A 17,896-nucleotide genomic window follows, 5' to 3' on the forward strand; every position below is an offset into this window, starting at 1 on the left:
CCGGATTCTCGCCCTGTTCGTCAGCCACGCTCACTCTTCCCCTTCGGAACGTTGATCTCCCATTCGGTGCCCTCCCCTGGCCCCGTTTGCAGGACTGCAGTTCCGCCGAGCACCTGCACTCGGCCGAGAATGGACTTCGATACTCCCATGCGGCCTTCGGCTTCGGCTTGCGCCAAGCGACCCTCTGGAATTCCGATTCCGTCGTCGCGGACGCTGACGATCACCTCGCCCGGCAAATCTTCGAGCAATACGTATGCCTTCGCCGCGGGCCCGGCGTGCAGCCCGACATTGGACAGGGCATTGTCGACGATGGCTGCCAGTTCGATGGCTCGATCGCGCTCGATCACGACCGGGTGCGCGGGCGTCGACACCGACACCGACGTGCTGGCCTGCGTGGTCAACAGCGGACACAGATCCACTGTCTGTCCGCCGACGTCAGCCGCGGCACCCGAAACCTGCTCGGAGATCAGCATTCTCAAGGCGACCTCCTGCTCACCTGCCAGAGCAGCCAGTTCAGCTGCCTCGCCGCCGAGTGCCGCTCCTCGCCGGCGCACCATCGCCAGGACCTGCAGGACTCCGTCGTGTACTTCGCGTGCCAAGCGTTCGCGCTCTTCGGTGGCCGCCGCCAGACGTACGGCTTGTTCGAGTTGTCGATGCGAGCGCCGAGCGGTGGTGGTGGCCAAGCCCAACGCCAGGCCGACCGATACGAGCACGGGAGCCGTCGCATCGCGCCAGAGGTCCAGGTTGACCTGGTCGCGGATGATCGCGCTGGCCGCCGAGATGACGACTCCGGACGCCATGCCGAGCCACGGCCCGCCGAGAATTGCCGCGGAGATGACAGCGTTGGTGGCCCACAGCGTGGTGGGGAGCGTCTGGTGATTCTGATACCACTCGTGGTCGGAGACCAGCCTCGTCGACGCCATCAGCAAGACGACGACCACCTGATCGGCAATCACCACCTGGTACCGCGGCAGCTTCTTCCCGAACAAAGCACCGGAGGTCCCGAGCAGCAGTGCCGACACCCCGGTCCACACGGCCATCAGAGCGACGAAGAACCAGCTGAGCCGGGAGTTGGTGTAGTCGGAGGCCGAAGCGAACTGGTAGCTGATCGCGTACACCAGCGTGACGAGCCGAAATGCCTGCGCCGCCCGCCACAGCGGGGCATCAGGGTCGGTGTCGATGCCCGACGCCTCGCGAACGGTCGGCTGATAGTGCAGCCGGCGACGGCGGGTGGGCTCAGTCATCGGGAGGGGTGGGGTTCACGATGCGAGGCTCGGCGCGCGGCTCGTCGGGTTCGGCGGGGAACAGTGGGGTCTCCGGATCTTCGACGTGCAGTTCGGCGTACGCGATGTCCGGGTCGTCGGCGAGGAGGGAACGAATAGCGGTATTCAGGACCGCGACGATCGGAACAGCCAATAGCCCGCCGACGATTCCGGCGAGAACGATGCCCGTCGTAATGGCGAGAACGACTGCCAGCGGATGCAGGCGAACAGCGCGACCCAACAACAGCGGTTGCATCACGTGCGCTTCGAGCTGCATGACGCCGATGATGATGCCGAGGACAATCAGCGCCGTCAGGAAACCCTTCGTGACCAGAGCGACAAGCACCGCGAGAAAACCGGTCAGAAATGCACCGACGATCGGAATGAACGCGCCGATGAACACCAACGACGCCAGCGGCAGGGCGAGCGGCACCCCGAGGATCGCCAGGCCGGCACCGATACCGATCGCGTCGGCGGCGGCAACCGCGACCGTGGCGCGCACGTAGCCGATCAGCGACCCGAAACCCGCAGAACCGGCGATCCGCACGCGACGTCGAGCATCGGTGGGAACGATCCGGGTGACGAACTGCCAGATCTGGTCGCCGCCGTAGAGGAAGAAGATGAGAGTGAACAGCGTCAGCAGAGCCCCGGTGAAGATCTCGCCGATGACTGTCGCCGTGGTCAAGGCGCCGCTGGTCAGGGACTCACGATTGGATTGCACCGACTTGACGACCGAATCACCCGCTTGGCGGATCTGATCCTCACTGAAGTGCAACGGTCCGCTGGTGAGCCAGTTCTGAATCTGCGTGACGCTAGCCGTGAACTGGTCGGTGAGCTGCGGCAACCCGTCGATGAACTGCTCGACGACAAACGTCATGATTCCCGCGACCAGCCCGATCGAGCCGAGCAACACGACGATGACGGCTGCCGAGCGAGGAACACCCCACACCTGCAGCCGATCAACCACCGGAATCAACAGAGCCGATGCCAAAAGAGCCAGCCCGACTGGGATGAGCACGGTTTCGAGACGTAGAACGACATACCCGAGAACCAACAGTCCAGCGAAGATCACAATGAGGCGCCACGACCATTCCGCCGCTATGCGCACACCCGGATGCACTGCCCGAGCGTCGGCGGATATGGGTTTGTTCATCCTCGAAGCTCGCTCCGCACGCCCCCTGTTTGCGTTCACATCGCGAGCCTAACCGGACCGGCCGACACAGGTGAGCGGACGAATAATCGGACGCGCGTACCAACACTTCGACCTCTGCCAGCTAAATTGAACCCTGTGCGGGCCTCATACAGAGCAATAGCGGTGACCATCCGCAGCCGGTGGCCTCTCTATATGCTCTCCATGCTCGCGGCCAACCTGATCGGCGCGGTACTGGTCTTCGCCTTCGTGCGGTACGGCGTGCCGATCCAGGAGTCCGACGCGATTGTTGCCGACCGGGTCCGCAACTTCGCGATCTTCGGCGTGTACCTCGCGTTCGCCGGTGCCGTCAGTCTCACTGCAGCGGCCATGATGTTGAAATCGGTCATCCGTTGGCGGCTGCGCGGGGGTCCGCCGACAAGGTCCGAGCAGATGGCGGCACTCCACGCGCCGCTTCGCCAGGCCATCGTCCACCTGGTGCTGTGGATCTTGGGCGGAATCATCTTTGTGTTCCTCACCATCACCGAGATGCCCGGACTCGCGATCGCGGTGATCGTGACGGTGTGTATGGCCGCGACCACGACCTTCGGGTTCACCTACATGCTCGGTGAGCGCATCTTGCGTCCGGTCGCCGCCCAGGCCTTGAGCGAAGGCGAATTCGATCGGACCATGGCGCCGGGCGTCGGCACCCGGCTTGCGATGACCTGGGGACTCGGCACGCTGATGCCCGTCGCAGGCATCATCTTGCTGTGCTCGACGCAGCTCACGACGAATCTCGAGTTCTCCCCCGACTCACTCGCGTGGGCGATCCTGCTCATCTCGATCATGGCGATCGTGCAGGCGTTTGCGCTGTCGATGCTGACGGCTACTCAGATCTCCGATCCCATCCGCCAACTGCGTCGGGCCATCGAGCGAGTGCAGCGCGGCGCTACCGACGTACGTGTCGAGGTGTTCGACGGTAGTGAGATCGGCCGGCTGCAGGTCGGCTTCAACCGCATGATGAAAGAGTCCGACGAGCGTCGTCTGCTGCGTGAGCTGTTCGGTCAGCACGTCGGCGAGGACGTGGCCCGGCGCGCGCTGAAGTTCGGTACCGAACTGGGCGGCGAAACTCGATTCGTGGCAGTTCTGTTCGTCGACATGGTCGGATCCACCGGCGCCGCGGCCGAACGCCCGCCGGGTGAAGTGGTCGAGCTGCTCAACGAGTTCTTCCGTGTGGTCGTCGACGTCATCGATCGTCACCACGGTTTTGTCAACAAGTTCATGGGTGATGCGGCGCTCGCCATCTTCGGTGCACCACTCGATCGACCCGACGCTCCGACGGCAGCCCTCGCTGCGGCTCGCGAACTGCGGTTCAAGCTCAACGACATCACCGGCCTCGACGTCGGGATCGGCGTGAGCGCGGGGCTCGCGGTCGCCGGCAATATCGGTGCTGCCGAACGTTTCGAGTACACCGTGATCGGTGATCCGGTCAACGAAGCGTCACGACTCACCGAGCTCGCGAAGCTTCGGCCCAGCCGCGTGCTGGCGTCGACGAGCGCGCTGTACTTCGCCGACGAAGAGGAACAGGCCGAGTGGGAACTCGGCGAGCAAGTTCAACTGCGTGGACGCCGACGACTGACGCATCTGGCGTGGCCCGAAAAGTATCCAGAGGTCGATCCGGATCAAATTGGTTAGGGTGAGTCGATGGCTCAGCCTGGAAACACCCCACGGCGACTGAGACGACCACGCTCGCCCGTGGCCGAGACCAGTCGGGCCAGAGGGCGCTTCTGGTGGCTGAAGTGGCTGCTCGGGGTGGCGCTCGTCGCCCTTCTGATAGTCGAAGGCGCAATTCTCTGGCCCAAGCTCAGTGAGTCCTGGCGGGCCCTCACCGAAATCCATTGGGGATGGGTGGCCGCCTGCGTCGCGGCGCAACTCATTTCACTCAGCGGTTACGCGTCCGTGCAGCAACGTCTTCTCAATGCCGCCGGCGTGGTTGCCGGTCATCTGAAAAACCTCTCGGTCATTTATGCCAGTACGGCGATGGCGCTGACGCTACCTGCGGGCCAGGTTTTCTCGACCGCGTTCACGTACAAGCAGACTCGAAAATGGGGCGCGACACCGGTGGTCGCGTCCTGGCAGTTGGCTGTGTGTGGAGTGATCGCTGCTGCGACTCTGGCACTCCTCGGCGCTACCGGCGCAATAGCATTCGGCACCAAGGTCAGCCCCATAACGCTTACGATCTCGATCATCGGCATGGCAGCACTGTTCCTCGCGTTGCGATACATAGCCCAGAACCCCGGCAGTATCGAGCGGATCGGGCATCGAGTCCTGGCCCGATACAACCGAATTCGCAAGAATCCACTCGGCCGCGGAATGCGACGCTGGTCCGAGATCCTGAAGCAACTGGATTCGGTCGAGCTCAGCCGCACCGACTCGGTCATCGCATTCGGGTGGTCAGCCATCCATCGCGTCGCCGATGTCGCCTGTCTGGGTTTTGCATGCTGGGCGGTTGGCGCGGAGCCCTCTTTTGCGGGGCTCCTCATTGCCTTTACTGCCGCCAAAGCAGTCGGCAGCATTCCGCTGGTTCCCGGCGGACTGGGTTACGTGGACACGGCCCTGATCACAGCGCTGACGATCGCCGGAGCCAGCGGGGCGCAGGCAATCGCGTCGGTGTTCGTGTATCGAATGGTCAGCCTCGTTATGGTCGCTGTCGCCGGTTGGATCGTCTTCTTGATCACTTTCCGTGCAACCCACCACGAAGATCTCGAGATGGACCTCGAATTCGAACGTCGAGAACAACCCGGCGTCTAGCGTCGCAACGCTGCTGCCATGTCGTCGAGGTGTGCCCGGCTGATCCGTACGGCTGCCTCCGCGTCGCCGGCTTCGATGGCGTCCACCAACATTCGATGCTCGTCGGCGTCGGGCTGGTTGTGTGGATGTAGATCCAGAACCGCGATCAACTCGATCAACGCGGCCCGCAGACGCGGCACAAATGTCTCGAAGAGTTCCGACAGCACGGGATTGTGGGCCGCATCCACCACTGCCCGGTGGACGGCGATGTCGGCGTCGACGAAGGCCGCGTCACCAGAGTGCGCAGCGGCAGTTCTACCGTCCAACGCTTGCCTCAGAGCCGCGACGTCGACGGCATCGCGCCGCTGCGCTGCGAGGCGAGCCGCTTCGATCTCGACCGCGTTTCGCACCTCGACGACGTGAAGAATCGCCTCGGCCTCGAGCACTCGGGGCCACTGATCCGGTGGCGTCGTACTCCGTAGGAAGACGCCGGCTCCCTGTCGCGATTCGAGCATGCCGAGGCCAGCGAGGGTCCGCACCGCTTCCCTGATGGTGGACCGACCGATACCCAACTGCGCAGCCAAAGTGGTTTCACCTGGAAGTTTGGCGCCGACTTCCCATTCACCGCTCACGATCCGCGCTCGCAGCAACTCCGCGGCCTGGTCGGTGAGCAGCCGACGCTCGACGATCGGGGACACGTGAACTCCTCAGGTTGTCTGATAAGTGATTTCGTTCTAGTGTAGCCCGCATGGCTACAGGAGCACTCCTTCTCGACTGCCGCGGCGGGGCCTGAAAGACCGGCACCCCTCCGCGGGGTTTCGCCATGCCGGTCTTTCGACTCGACCGCAGGAGAAACCGAAGATGAGTACAACCCGCTCCAACCGCTGGAACAACCAGAAGCGCTCACCCATGCCGTCCGAGCGCTATCGCGCAGCCTGGGACCGCGTCGACATTCCGACTTTCGAGCGAACCTGGCCGTCCAATCGCACCACCGTGGCACCCCTCTGGGTGCCCGTCGATCTGCGCGACGGCAACCAAGCCCTCGCGGAACCGATGGACCCCGAGCGCAAGCGCCGAATGTTCGAACTGATGGTGGCGATCGGCTACAAGGAAATCGAGGTCGGCTACCCCTCCGCGAGCCAGACCGATTTCGATTTCGTTCGAGACCTGGTGCGCTTCGATCTCGTTCCCGACGACGTCACCATCGTCGTATTCACCGCCGCGCGTACGGATTTGATCGAGCGGACGTACCAATCCATAGAGGGACTGCCGAACGCGGTCGTCCACATGTACACGGCGACGGCGCCGACGTGGCGAAACGTGGTTCTCGGCAAGGAGCGAGAAGAGCTGCACGACATGATATTCCGCGCCGCACAAGATGTCGCTCGCGGCGGCGAAGACCACGACGGATGGCGATTCGAGTTCTCCCCCGAGGTCTTCAACCTCACCGAACCCGACTACATCCTGCAGGTATGCAACAGTCTCACCGAACTCTGGGACGCCAGTCCCGATCGCCCGGTCATTCACAACCTGCCTGCCACAGTCGAAATCGCCACCCCCAACATCTATGCCGATCAGATCGAATACATGCACCAGAACCTGGCCCGACGCGATTCGGTGATCCTCTCGGTCCACCCGCACAACGACCGCGGCACCGGGGTTGCATGCGCCGAACTGGCAGTGCTGGCCGGTGCGCAGCGCGTCGAGGGGTGCCTGTTCGGCAACGGCGAGCGCACGGGCAACGTCGACCTGGTAACACTGGGGCTGAATCTGCATGCACAGGGCGTCGATCCGGAAATCGACTTCTCCGACATCGACAAAATCCGTCGAACGGTGGAGTACTGCAACAGAATTCCCGTCCACGAGCGTCACCCGTACGGCGGCGATCTCGTGTACACGGCATTCTCCGGCACCCACCAGGATGCGATCAAGAAGGGTTTCGCCCATCACTACGAGAGCGCGAAGGCCGCGGGCGTCGATCCAGGATCGGCGCCGTGGGCAGTCCCCTACCTGCCGATCGACCCCGCCGACGTCGGCCGTGATTACCAGGCGGTGATTCGTGTGAACAGCCAGTCGGGCAAGGGCGGAATCGCTTATCTGGTACAGACCGAGTACGGAGTCGAACTCCCCCGGCGTCTGCAGATCGACTTCGCTTCGCGGGTGCAACTCGAGACCGACGACTCGGGCACCGAAATGACGGCCGACCAGCTGTGGAACCTGCTGCTGCGCGAGTACGGGTACAACGGAGGAGTGCGTCGGTACTCGCTGGAACACACCGCCGACGGTGATCAGTTGTTCGTCGCCATCGATCGTGGCGGGCGCGAGGTCACCGCCGCAGCCAGCGCGTCCGGACCGGTCGAGGCATTGAGCAAAATCCTGACCGATCAGGGTTCGGTGGTCGAGGTCGTCTCGCTCACCCAGCATTCACTGCCCCGCAACCCGAAATCTTCCGGGAGTGCGAATTCGGCAGTCACCATTGCAGAGTGCGTGGTGAACGGTGAAGGGCGCTGGGGCATTGCGGTGCATCAGTCGGTGACGGCGTCGGCGCTTCACGCGGTCTATGCCGCAAGCACACAAACTGTGATGCAGCTCACATGATCTTGCGGAAGGATTTCCAGGGGTCCATAGTTGAAGCTACAAGAACTTGAACATTCAACTACTTCTTCAGGAGCTTCCATGACCACCGCAACCTTGCCCACATTGACCGCCGGAACCTGGGTCATCGACACTGTCCACTCCACCGTCGGATTCTCGGTTCGCCACCTCATGGTTTCCAAGGTTCGTGGAACGTTCGACGAGTTCTCCGGAACGATCACCGTTGCCGAAGACGGAACCCCCGCCGTCGAGGCCGAGATCTCCGTGGACTCCATCAACACCAAGAACGAGCAGCGCGACGGCCACATCAAGTCCGCTGACTTCTTCGACGTCGAGAAGTTCCCGAAGGCAACCTTCAAGTCCACCGCAGTGCGCTCCAAGGGCAGCGACTTCGTCCTCGCCGGCGACTTCACGCTCCACGGCGTCACCCGCGAGGTCGAGCTGAACCTCGAGTTCAACGGCGTCAACCCGGGCATGGGCCAGGGCCCCGTCGCCGGATTCGAAGCCACCACCGTCATCAACCGCAAGGACTTCGACATCTCCATCGAGATGCCCCTCGAAGGCGGCGGAGCAGTTGTCGGCGACAAGATCACGATCACCCTCGAGATCGAAGCCGGCCTCCAGTCCTAACCTCACTGTGCGCCTTTATTAACCGCCCGCGGTTAATAAAGGCGCACAGTCGTATGGTGTGAGCGTGAAGAAGTACGCACCATTCCTGCTGATCGACGCCATTCTTGTCATAATCTTCTGCGCGATAGGGCGCCGTACCCACGAAGAAGCCAACGCGCTCGCCGGTCTCGCGAAGACGTCCTGGCCGTTCCTGACCGGCCTGGCAATCGGATGGGCCGCCACGTTCGCGCTGTACCGCGACAAGTTCAACCCCGTTCTCCTGCTCCCCACCGGCATTGCCGTTTGGCTCGGCGCCGTCGTCATCGGCATGGTCCTGCGAGTGCTGAGCGGTCAAGGCACGCAGTTCAGCTTCATCGTCGTCGCGACGCTGGTCCTCGGCGCGTTCCTGCTCGGCTGGCGTGCACTCGTGCCGCTGGTAGCGAGGATTCGCACCAAGTCGTAACCAAATTCCACGGCTCGGAACCACCCGAAATGCCCGAGGACGTAGGACACTTTTCGGATGAGCAACACTACGGAGCCCGTCGAACGTAGCGAAAAGGAAGACCGGGGGTTCTTCGGACAGCCCTTTGCGCTGGCGAACCTGTTCGGCGTCGAGATGTGGGAGAGATTCTCCTTCTACGGGATGCAAGGCATCCTCATCTACTACCTGTATTACAGCGTCAGTGACGGCGGCCTCGGCATCAGCCAGGCAGCAGCGACCAGCATCGTCGGCGCGTACGGCGGCACCGTCTACCTGTCGACGATTCTCGGCGCGTGGGTGGCCGACCGACTTCTCGGCTCCGAGCGCACCCTCTTCTACAGTGCTTCGCTGGTGATGGCCGGCCACATCGCACTGTCGGTTCTCCCCGGCATGTGGGGTGTGGGTGTCGGCCTGGTCATGGTTGCCTTCGGCAGTGGTGGTCTCAAGGCCAATGCGACCTCACTGGTCGGAGATCTCTATTCCGAAAAGGATGTCCGCCGCGACGCCGGATTCTCCATCTTCTACATGGGCATCAACATCGGCGGGCTTGTCGGTCCGCTGCTCACCGGTGCCGTCCAGGACGCCTGGGGATTCCACGCCGGTTTTGCTCTCGCCGCCGTCGGTATGGCGCTCGGTTTGATCCAGTACACGCTGGGCCGCAAGCATCTTCACGGAATCGGAGCCGAGCCCGGCAACCCGTTGCCCGCGGACAAGCGCGCTCTCTACATCGGTATCGGCATTGCTGCGATCGTCGTCGTCGCGGTCGCCTCGGTCACCGGTTTGATCACGGCGGACAACATGTCCGACGTCGTTGTCGGACTCACGATCATCGCGTCCGTCGGCTACTTCCTCCTCATGCTCACCAGCAAGAAGGTGACCAAGGTCGAACGCAGTCGGGTCTTTGCGTTCATCCCGATGTTCATCGCGAGCGCGGCCTTCTGGTCGCTGTTTCAGCAGCAGTTCACCACTGTGCCGGTGATCTCCGACAAACTCCTGGACCGCAATCTCTTCGGTTGGGACTTCCCGCCGACGTGGGTGCAGTCGATCAACCCGGTCTTCATCATCATCTTTGCCGGTGTGTTTGCAGCCATGTGGACCAAACTCGGTGACCGTCAGCCGTCGTCGCCTATCAAATTCGCACTAGGTACCGGCACGATGGGTCTGGCGTTCCTGGCGTTCATCCCGATCACCGGCGGCGGCCCGAACAGCGCACCGCTCCTCGGCCTTGCCGGAGTGCTTCTGCTCTTCACCTTCGCAGAGCTCTTCCTCTCCCCCGTCGGCCTTTCCCTTGCAACCAAACTCGCGCCCGAGCATTTCCACACCCAGATGGTGGCGTTGTTCTTCCTGTCCGTTGCTTTGGGTTCTTCGATGGCAGGGACCTTGGCCGGTTACTTCGACATCGACGACAGTCGCCCCTTCTTCCTGATCATCGGTTTCTCGTCGATCGGAATCGGAGTGATTCTTGCTCTTGCCTCCCCGTGGATCAAGAAGCTGATGCAGGGCGTGAATTAGGCAGTCTCACTTCACCCACAACCACACAGCCAGCACGAATCCCGCTATCGCTACTGCCACACGCAGTACCGATGGCGGGATTTTCTTGACGACGGGTGGCCCGCACCATCCTCCGGCCAGCGCGCCGAGCGCCATCGCCAACGCGGCCACCCAGTGCACCTGTCCGGAGAAGGCGAAGATGAGCGCGGCCACAAGATTGGCGATGCCGAGAAAGAAGCTCTTCAGGATCGTTGCACGCCAGACCGTTTCGGAGGTCAGGATGAGCGTCGCGGCCAGGAAGATGACACCGGCGCCGGCGCCGAAATAGCCACCGTAAACCGCAACGGCAAACAGTGCTGCCGAGTAGATTCCGGGACGGTCACCGCCGCCGGCCAGCTCACGAATCTTCGGTTGCAGTAGCAACGCGAGCGAGGCGAACACAACCATCGCGGGCACAACGGATTCGAAAGAACCTTCCGGTGCCAGCCACAGAATCAGGGCACCGACAATGCCGCCGGCCGCTGAATAGAGAGCCCAGCGAACAAGTTTCGGACCAGTATCTGCAACTTCGCGTGACGAGTTCGCCAATGCTCCGACGCCGACGGCCACCAACGCAACAGTATTGGTCATGTTCGCGCTGACCGGTGAGAGCCCGACGCTCAGCAAAGCCGGATACGAAACGATCGATGCAAGACCAGTGACAAAACCGACAAGACCGCTGAAGAATCCCGCTACGACGAGGAAAAGGAAATCGAGCAGGTTCACGAACCAGGAATCTACTCGCGGTGCCCGGTACTACTTGTCGGCAGGCTTGCCGAGTTCCTGGAAGAGCTTGTCCGTCATCTGCATTGCTCGATCGCCGCCGTCGGCGTCTGCGACGAACACCGCGAACGCGAAGTCTCCGCGCGATCCGTAGAACCAGCGATCGTCGCCGCTCGCTGCACCGGCCGCCATCATGTCCGGGTACCCGGCCAGTCCGCCGGCCCCTCGCATGGCGTCGCGCAGACGATTGTTCACATCGCCGGGCAATGCCGTCGGGGCGACGTCGGCGGTAGCCGGTTGTCCGAAGACCATCATCGGAAGCGGGGCACTACCGCGGGCGATCGATGCCGCCAGCATCGCCATCCCGAATGGAGTCACCGTCGGCGCACCCGAGTCGTTGGACGTCTTGTTGGCCATGACGTTGTTCATCGCCTGGTCCACGCCGGGGCGGTTCGCGGCAAGCACTGCTGTCTGCTGTTCGAGTCCCTGAATATGGAAGCCGTTGCCCAGTCCGAGTTGCTGCCCCGTGTCGGCCAACTGCTCGGCTGACACTGCTCCGGGGTCGACGCCGTTCTGCATCGACGATGCGAGACGAACCAGATCGAGGGCGCCGCCGGCCGGGCGCAACCCGGTGAAAGCGATGGGCCCCTGTTCGATGGCCTGATTGTTCTGTGCTGCAGCCAGAATGGCGCCGTCCGACGGGCGGATCGCGACGATGGCCGCGGGAGTACCTGCACTGACGACGGCTTCGATCGCGGCAAGTTGAGCGTGCGAGTCGAGAGTCGCGGCGACGTCGGGGCCGGGAGGTCCCTGGAAGCCGGCTTGCTTGATCGGGAACCCGTTGGACTCGACCAGGTTGACCGCCCAGCCGGCGGTGGCGTCACGATTGGCCTGCCACACGGTTCGCAGCGGATCGAGCAACGGCGAGTTGATGCGACGGTCGGAGGCGATCAGCTTGGGTGTCTTGACCACAACGACGCCGGGGATCGCAAAATCGCTTTCCAGGTAGGCGTAGTCGGGATCGCGGAGCAGTACGGCGGTGACGGGCTTGCCGGGGTTGGCGGCGAGGTCGGCCAGCATCGACTCCGAGGTGACCAACGGCGCGACAGGTTCGAGGACCGTGGCGAGGCGACGGGTGGTGTCGACGGGGTCCGGCATGGTGGCCGGGTCGAGAGTGATCGCGTTGATGGTCTGCTCGTTCATGAGCAGGGTGCCGGTGCTGTCGACGACCTTCGGCGGCGCTGCGTCCGTACGGGTGTACGAGACGGTGCGACCGTTGCCGAGGTCGGGGACGAGGACCGACGGGTCCCAGGACACACGCCAGCCGACGGACAGATCGCGAACCTCACCCTGCGACTGGTAGCTCCAGTCCTTGCCTTCCCCGAAATTCCAGGACGCGTCGAGGGTGAAGAGTCCGGAGTCGCTACCCAGATCCATGACCTGAGCGACGTCGAAGTCGGTGGACTTGGCGGCCAGTCCGTCGAACATCTGCTGGATCGACGGCCGTGCCGCGTTGGGGTACGACGTGAGCGCCGCGGCAGCTTCGGCGTCGTGGTTGTTGAGGGCGGTGACGAAGTCCTCCACCACCGAGGCGGCGTCGGATTTCTTCTCCCCACCGATGACACACGACGCGAGCGCCACTGTCAGAACGACAGCAGTTATCGACGCAACGACATATTTTCCACGACGGTTGTGCTGTCCTCCGGGCCCCATGCATGTAACTCTTTACTTCTGTCACACGAGTAACAAGCACGGGATGCCTACGAACGTGTCACGGTTGAGCTACGACGGTGTGATCCAACTGCAACGGAAAACAGGTTTCAGCGCAGAAAAGTGCCCGCTACCTGCACTGCAGGTGAAGAGCTGTCCGCACCCGCGATGAATACCGCAAATGCGAGGTCTCCCTTGATTCCGACAAACCACCCATGTGCCGGGCCACCCTCAGTTTCGGCCGTGCCGGTCTTGCCGAGAAGCCCCGGAATGTCCTGCAACGACGTCGCAGTACCGCCCGTGACGGTCTCGCGCATCATCACCCGCAACTGTTCGGTCACCTCCGCGGGAGCAGGTGCGACCGTCTGATCCGCCACGCCGGCCTGTCCCTTGACCAACATCGGCGACGGCGTGGTTCCGTTGGCGATCGAGGCCGCCACGAGAGCCATCCCGAAAGGCGTGGCGGTCACGGTGCCCTGGCCGATCGCGGACTCGACGCGCTCGGCGGGAGTGTTCGCGTCGGGGACGTTGCCCGTCACCGTCGTGAGCCCGGGGGTCACGTAGTCGACGCCGAGCCCGAACTGAAGCGCCGCATTGTGCAGGGCATCCGCAGGCAGACCGACGGCCATCCTCGCCATGGTGGTGTTGCACGACTTCGCGAATGCCGTGTGCAGCGGAACCGATCCGAGGTCGAACTCGTCGTCGTTGGGGATCTGACGCCCTTCGATGTTCTCGGTACCCGGGCACGGCAGAACTGTGTCCGGTGTAGCGACGCCGGCTTGCAGGGCCGCGGACGTCGTCACTGTCTTGAACGTCGAACCCGGTGGGTACAGGCCGGTCAACGCGATCGGGCCCTGTGCGTCTGCGGGGGCGTTCTGGGCCACCGCCAACACCGCTCCGGTTGACGGCTGCAGCGCAACGATCGCCGCCTGTTGCGTCACCCCGGCCAGTGCGTTCTCGGCCGCGAGTTGCAGCGGTCGGTCGATGGTTGTCGCGATGTTCGGAGCAACCGGCCCGTCTTGGCCGGCGACTGTGGTGACGGTTCCGTTCTGCTTCACCTGCTGTACCGCCCAGCCTGCTGACTTGTCCTGCCCCTCCTGCCACAGATCGGACAACCCACTGAACGTCGGCGACGCCAGAGTTTTGTCCACCGAGAGCAACCGCGCCTGCGGTGCCAAGCTCACTCCGGGAATCGCCGCCAACCGCTCCTCGATCGGTGCAAGATCCTCGGCCCGCAAAGTGATTGCGGTGACCGGCTTCCCACTTGCCGACGCAAGATCGCCGCTCAGCGATGCCGCCGTAATCGTCGGTGCGATGGGCGAGAGAAGGGCCGCCACGGCTGCCGTGTCCACCGGGGGCACCGCGGCGGAATCGAGATTGACCAGCGTCACCACCTGCTGCTCCATGATCGGCTGACCCGCAGCGTCCAGCACCGACGGCGGAGCACCGGTCGTGGGCGTGTAGCGCAGGGTCGTCGAGGAGGTCAGGTCCGGGGCCAACAGCGCCGGGTCCCACTGAATCAGCCAGTTGTCCCCGCTTTTCGACGCGTTTCCCTGCGTCGAGTAGTTCCAGTCCTGACCTTCACCGAACTTCCACGCCGCATCGAGTGTGAACGTCCCCGCAGAATCACCGGACTCGGTGGCGTCGGAGACGGTGAATGTTCCCTCGTCCTTGCCCAGTCCGTCGATCAGGGCAGAAATCGCAGTCGACGCCGCCGCCGGGTCGGTGGTGAGGGCTGCCGCCGCTTGCACGTCATCCGCGGTGAGCGCGGACGCGAACTCCTCTGCCACAGATTTCGGCTGATCAGGGCCAGAACTGCACGCAACGACGGATCCTGCGGCCAACACCCCCAGAGCTACGGCAGCCACGGGACGACGGAAAGTTCGAAAGCTCTGACGAGCGTGTGAAAGGCGCACGACTTCGATCATGCCCGAATTTGTGGCGCCAGTTCGACTATCGGTGTAATCATGTAATCAGTGCAATAAACGCACGCCACACTCCACCAGCTCTCAGAGGAGAACGCCATGAAGAACTCACAAAACTCCGGCGACCGCAGGTTCGGCCGTCCCGGAGGTTGGCAACAAGCATCGGTTCCCGACGCGAGTGATGCGTCCGACTGGTTTGCCGGTCGACTCCCAGATGACTGGTTCACCGGAACGGCCGACGTCCAGGTCGACCGCGAAGAAATCGTCGTGATCGGTGAACTCCCGGCAGTCGACGGCGGCGAGGCAGCCACGGACGGAAGGATCTCGCGCTTTCGCGAAACCACGCGCGCCGACCGGATGCGCATCGCCGACGAGGCCGAGGCTCGCTACGGACGCAAGGTCGCCTGGGGCGTACGCCTGGACGAAAAGACCGTCCTGTTCACACATCTCGCGGTCCCGGTGATGACACGGTTACGTCAGCCCGAACGCAAGGTTCTCGACACTCTGGTGGACGCGGGTGTTGCTCGTTCGCGCGCGGATGCACTCATGTGGACAGTTCGGTTGGCGGGCAAGCACAGCGAACAGTGGCTCACTGAACTTCGCGAAGCGATGTCGAAGGTCGACGATCTCCGATCCGAAGGCCCGAAAATCTGAAGGCCCGAAGATCTGAAGGCCAGAAAATCTGAGCACCGAACACTGACGAGACCGACAGCACAGAATAATTCGATTGCACGGGACCGTTCGAGTGTTCTAACCTGGAACACGAATCATTCCCGACAGAACAGGAAACGGGCCGTTGCTCCTCTAGAGGTTCATCACGCGAAGGCACTCGCACCCATCAGCACTTGCTGAGCCGGGCGCACAGTCCAAGCACCCTCTGGAGTACTCATGACCCATACGCATTCTTCTCTGTCGCTCTCGGATCTCACCTTCATCTGGGCGGACGGCGAATCAGTCTTTTCCCGCACCAGTTTTGTATTCCCCAGTGGCCGTGTCGGTCTCGTGGGGCTGAACGGATCAGGAAAGTCGACTCTGCTGCGATTGATCGCGGGAGAGCTCTCACCTGAATCCGGATCCGTGACCGCCTCCGGCGAGGTCGGCTACCTCCGTCAGGACATCACACTCGATCCGAGCGTTCGGGTGGATGACATCCTCGGTATCCACGAACTCCGAAACGCACTGCACCGCATCGAAACCGGCGATGGTTCGGAGTCCGATTTCGCTCTCGTGGACAACAACTGGGACATCGAGGAGCGTGCACTCTCCACCTTGCATCGGCTCGGCCTCGAGAAGGTAGTTCCGGATACGGCAGCACTGAGTCGAACGGTCGGCACCCTCTCCGGCGGAGAGACCGTACTACTCGGCCTGACCGCAACGCTGCTGAAGAATCCGCAAGTGCTACTCCTCGACGAGCCGACCAACAACCTGGACCGCGACGCTCGATCAAGGGTTCATGCTGCAGTCCAACAGTTTCCGGGAACCGTACTGATCGTCAGCCACGACCGGGAACTGCTCGACACAGCGGAGTACACCGTCGAACTACGTCGAGGGGGTCTACGCGTGTTCGGCGGCAACTACTCGCACTACCAGGAGGTCGTGACCGCTGAGCAGGAAAACGCACTCGCCACCGTTCGCGACGCCAAGGCCGATCTGGCGAAGCAGAGCCGCGAGCTGATCGACGCTCGAACAAAACTGGACCGACGTAAGCGCTATGGGCAGAAGATGTTCGAGAACAAGCGGGTGCCACTGATTATCGCGCAGGAACGAAAACGCCAAGCCCAAGTTTCGGCCGGAAAGCTGGCCCTCAACCATATCGGGAAGGTGGACGAGGCCAAGTCCGCCCTGTCGGAGGCAGAGGAACTCCTTCGAGACGATCGCGAGATCCGCCTGGACCTTCCTGCTACAGAGGTTCATCCGGGGCAGCAGGTTGCGCGGCTCGACGAGGTGACGTTGCGGAGCGGCCAAGGGGTATCGCTCCAGATCACCGGGCCGGAGCGGATTGCGCTACTGGGACGCAACGGAATCGGCAAGACAACGTTGCTCGATGCACTCGCTGCGTCGACTCCGTTCGTAGCCTCTCGTGCGCTCCCCCAACGTCTCGACGTGTTCGACGAGGATCTCTCGGTGGCAGACAACGTCGCTTTGGCCGCGCCACACGCGACAGCCGAGGAAATTCGCGGGCAGTTGGCACGGTTCCTTTTCCGGGGAACGGATTCCGACGTGTTGGCTTCTGCGCTCTCCGGCGGTGAACGATTGCGCGCGGCGTTAGCGACGATCCTTCTGGCCGAACCCGCGCCCCAGTTGCTTCTTCTCGACGAGCCGACCAACAACCTGGACCTACCGAGTCTCGCTCACCTCACGCAGGCACTTTCCGATTTCCGCGGTGCCATGGTGGTGGTGAGTCACGATCTGCCGTTTCTGCGCGACATCGGCATAACGCGGTGGATCAGCATGGACGAGACTGGTATTCGAGACATCGATCCCGAGTAGGCCGACGGTTGTCGCCAACGGTGCTTGACGGTCTGGCCTACCGTGGGGCGATGTGCCTTCACCTCGACGCAACCGCTGCGCTGTCGCTCGCAGGTTGGGTTCGCGAAGAACCTACTCGATCGGCCTCTGCCCCAGTTCCGCAACCACTGGTCGGCGGTTGTGACCAACTCATAGTGTGGGCGAGTTCGTTCTCCGTACTTGCCAGTTCCGACGACCAGGTGTGGTTTCTCTCGGCAGAGAACTATGCCGGTGGTGTTGGCGTCAGCGATGAGGCGTTTCCCTGGAATGCGTTCCGGCACGAGAGCCTGGCGGTCGCTTCCGGGCCGGCGGAGCGCGCGGCGATCAACGCCTTCTGGTCCACTCACCTCCCGGTCCTGATGTCGGTGCGAAATGGGTACGAGTACTTGGCGCTCGCACCCGACGGTCAGGTTGTCCGCGGGAGAGAGCCGGAGTTCGAGGAGGTCACCATCGTCGCCGCTGATTTCGAGGCTCTGATTCGGGGCATAGCCGCAGGCGTCAGCACCGCAGACCCCTTCACCGATGCACTGCTTGGAACAGTGGGCACTGCCCCGCCGGGCAGTGACCGGTAGCTCTGAGGGAGGCCGAGTTGATGGCCCGTAGCAACTGACACCCATACTGGACGGGTGTTGCA

General features: G+C 63.0%; 15 protein-coding genes. 9 read left to right on the forward strand and 6 right to left on the reverse strand.

What is annotated here, in order from left to right; translation table 11 throughout:
* Positions 1-20 precede the first annotated feature (20 nt).
* Positions 21-1,244 carry a MacS family sensor histidine kinase gene (gene macS, locus ACFQ6H_RS14730; RefSeq protein WP_378634748.1) on the reverse strand — a complete coding sequence of 408 codons (1,224 nt, stop codon included), beginning with the start codon at positions 1,242-1,244 and terminating at the stop codon, positions 21-23.
* Positions 1,237-2,415 (reverse strand): AI-2E family transporter, encoded by a 1,179-nt coding sequence (locus ACFQ6H_RS14735; protein ID WP_378535428.1) that lies wholly within the window; start codon positions 2,413-2,415, stop codon positions 1,237-1,239. Before ACFQ6H_RS14735 ends, macS begins: the two co-directional genes overlap by 8 nt.
* Before the next feature lie 192 nt (positions 2,416-2,607).
* Between ACFQ6H_RS14735 and ACFQ6H_RS14740 the strand changes: the two genes are divergently transcribed.
* Together ACFQ6H_RS14740 and ACFQ6H_RS14745 are read left to right on the forward strand one after the other, a co-directional pair.
* Positions 2,608-4,086, forward strand: a complete 1,479-nt coding sequence (locus ACFQ6H_RS14740; protein WP_021343017.1) for an adenylate/guanylate cyclase domain-containing protein — start codon at positions 2,608-2,610, stop codon at positions 4,084-4,086.
* A gap of 9 nt (positions 4,087-4,095) precedes the next feature.
* Positions 4,096-5,202 (forward strand): YbhN family protein, encoded by a 1,107-nt coding sequence (locus ACFQ6H_RS14745; RefSeq protein ID WP_378634741.1) that lies wholly within the window; start codon positions 4,096-4,098, stop codon positions 5,200-5,202.
* On the opposite strand, the gene ACFQ6H_RS14750 is transcribed toward ACFQ6H_RS14745, so the two are convergent.
* Positions 5,199-5,879 (reverse strand): FadR/GntR family transcriptional regulator, encoded by a 681-nt coding sequence (locus ACFQ6H_RS14750; RefSeq protein WP_378646906.1) that lies wholly within the window; start codon positions 5,877-5,879, stop codon positions 5,199-5,201. The two genes, ACFQ6H_RS14745 and ACFQ6H_RS14750, sit on opposite strands and share 4 nt — an antisense overlap.
* Before the next feature lie 163 nt (positions 5,880-6,042).
* On the opposite strand from ACFQ6H_RS14750, the gene ACFQ6H_RS14755 reads away from it, so the two are divergent.
* The 4 genes from ACFQ6H_RS14755 (at position 6,043) to ACFQ6H_RS14770 (ending at position 10,378) form a co-directional block, all read left to right on the forward strand.
* Positions 6,043-7,779, forward strand: coding sequence for a 2-isopropylmalate synthase (locus ACFQ6H_RS14755; RefSeq protein WP_378646908.1), 1,737 nt, complete (start codon positions 6,043-6,045; stop codon positions 7,777-7,779).
* Positions 7,780-7,857: 78 nt separating this feature from the next.
* Entirely contained in the window at positions 7,858-8,406 is a 549-nt protein-coding gene (locus ACFQ6H_RS14760; protein WP_378646910.1) for a YceI family protein, read from the forward strand.
* 64 nt (positions 8,407-8,470) lie between these two features.
* Positions 8,471-8,848 (forward strand): DUF3054 domain-containing protein, encoded by a 378-nt coding sequence (locus tag ACFQ6H_RS14765; RefSeq protein ID WP_378535419.1) that lies wholly within the window; start codon positions 8,471-8,473, stop codon positions 8,846-8,848.
* A gap of 57 nt (positions 8,849-8,905) precedes the next feature.
* Positions 8,906-10,378 carry a peptide MFS transporter gene (locus tag ACFQ6H_RS14770; RefSeq protein WP_378535417.1) on the forward strand — a complete coding sequence of 491 codons (1,473 nt, stop codon included), beginning with the start codon at positions 8,906-8,908 and terminating at the stop codon, positions 10,376-10,378.
* A gap of 6 nt (positions 10,379-10,384) precedes the next feature.
* Here the strand turns inward: ACFQ6H_RS14770 and ACFQ6H_RS14775 are convergent, their stop codons facing one another.
* From ACFQ6H_RS14775 to ACFQ6H_RS14785, 3 genes are all read right to left on the reverse strand, one after another.
* Complete coding sequence (locus ACFQ6H_RS14775; RefSeq protein WP_378448816.1) at positions 10,385-11,122, reverse strand: sulfite exporter TauE/SafE family protein; 738 nt, start codon at positions 11,120-11,122, stop codon at positions 10,385-10,387.
* Between the two features lie 30 nt (positions 11,123-11,152).
* A complete protein-coding gene (locus ACFQ6H_RS14780) occupies positions 11,153-12,832 on the reverse strand; it encodes an NTF2-like N-terminal transpeptidase domain-containing protein (protein WP_378535413.1) in 1,680 nt (559 codons plus the stop codon).
* 107 nt (positions 12,833-12,939) lie between these two features.
* Entirely contained in the window at positions 12,940-14,757 is a 1,818-nt protein-coding gene (locus tag ACFQ6H_RS14785) for a penicillin-binding transpeptidase domain-containing protein (protein ID WP_378646912.1), read from the reverse strand.
* Positions 14,758-14,853: 96 nt separating this feature from the next.
* On the opposite strand from ACFQ6H_RS14785, the gene ACFQ6H_RS14790 reads away from it, so the two are divergent.
* The 3 genes from ACFQ6H_RS14790 (at position 14,854) to ACFQ6H_RS14800 (ending at position 17,834) form a co-directional block, all read left to right on the forward strand.
* Positions 14,854-15,408 carry a hypothetical protein gene (locus ACFQ6H_RS14790; protein WP_378634719.1) on the forward strand — a complete coding sequence of 185 codons (555 nt, stop codon included), beginning with the start codon at positions 14,854-14,856 and terminating at the stop codon, positions 15,406-15,408.
* Positions 15,409-15,642: 234 nt separating this feature from the next.
* The gene (locus tag ACFQ6H_RS14795; RefSeq protein WP_378646914.1) at positions 15,643-17,244 is read left to right on the forward strand and encodes an ABC-F family ATP-binding cassette domain-containing protein; all 1,602 of its coding nucleotides are present in this window, start codon (positions 15,643-15,645) and stop codon (positions 17,242-17,244) included.
* 50 nt (positions 17,245-17,294) lie between these two features.
* The gene (locus ACFQ6H_RS14800) at positions 17,295-17,834 is read left to right on the forward strand and encodes a hypothetical protein (RefSeq protein WP_378646916.1); all 540 of its coding nucleotides are present in this window, start codon (positions 17,295-17,297) and stop codon (positions 17,832-17,834) included.
* Positions 17,835-17,896: the final 62 nt, after the last annotated feature.

It is taken from the genome of Rhodococcus sp. NPDC056506, assembly GCF_042794945.1.
GTDB lineage: Bacteria > Actinomycetota > Actinomycetes > Mycobacteriales > Mycobacteriaceae > Rhodococcus_F.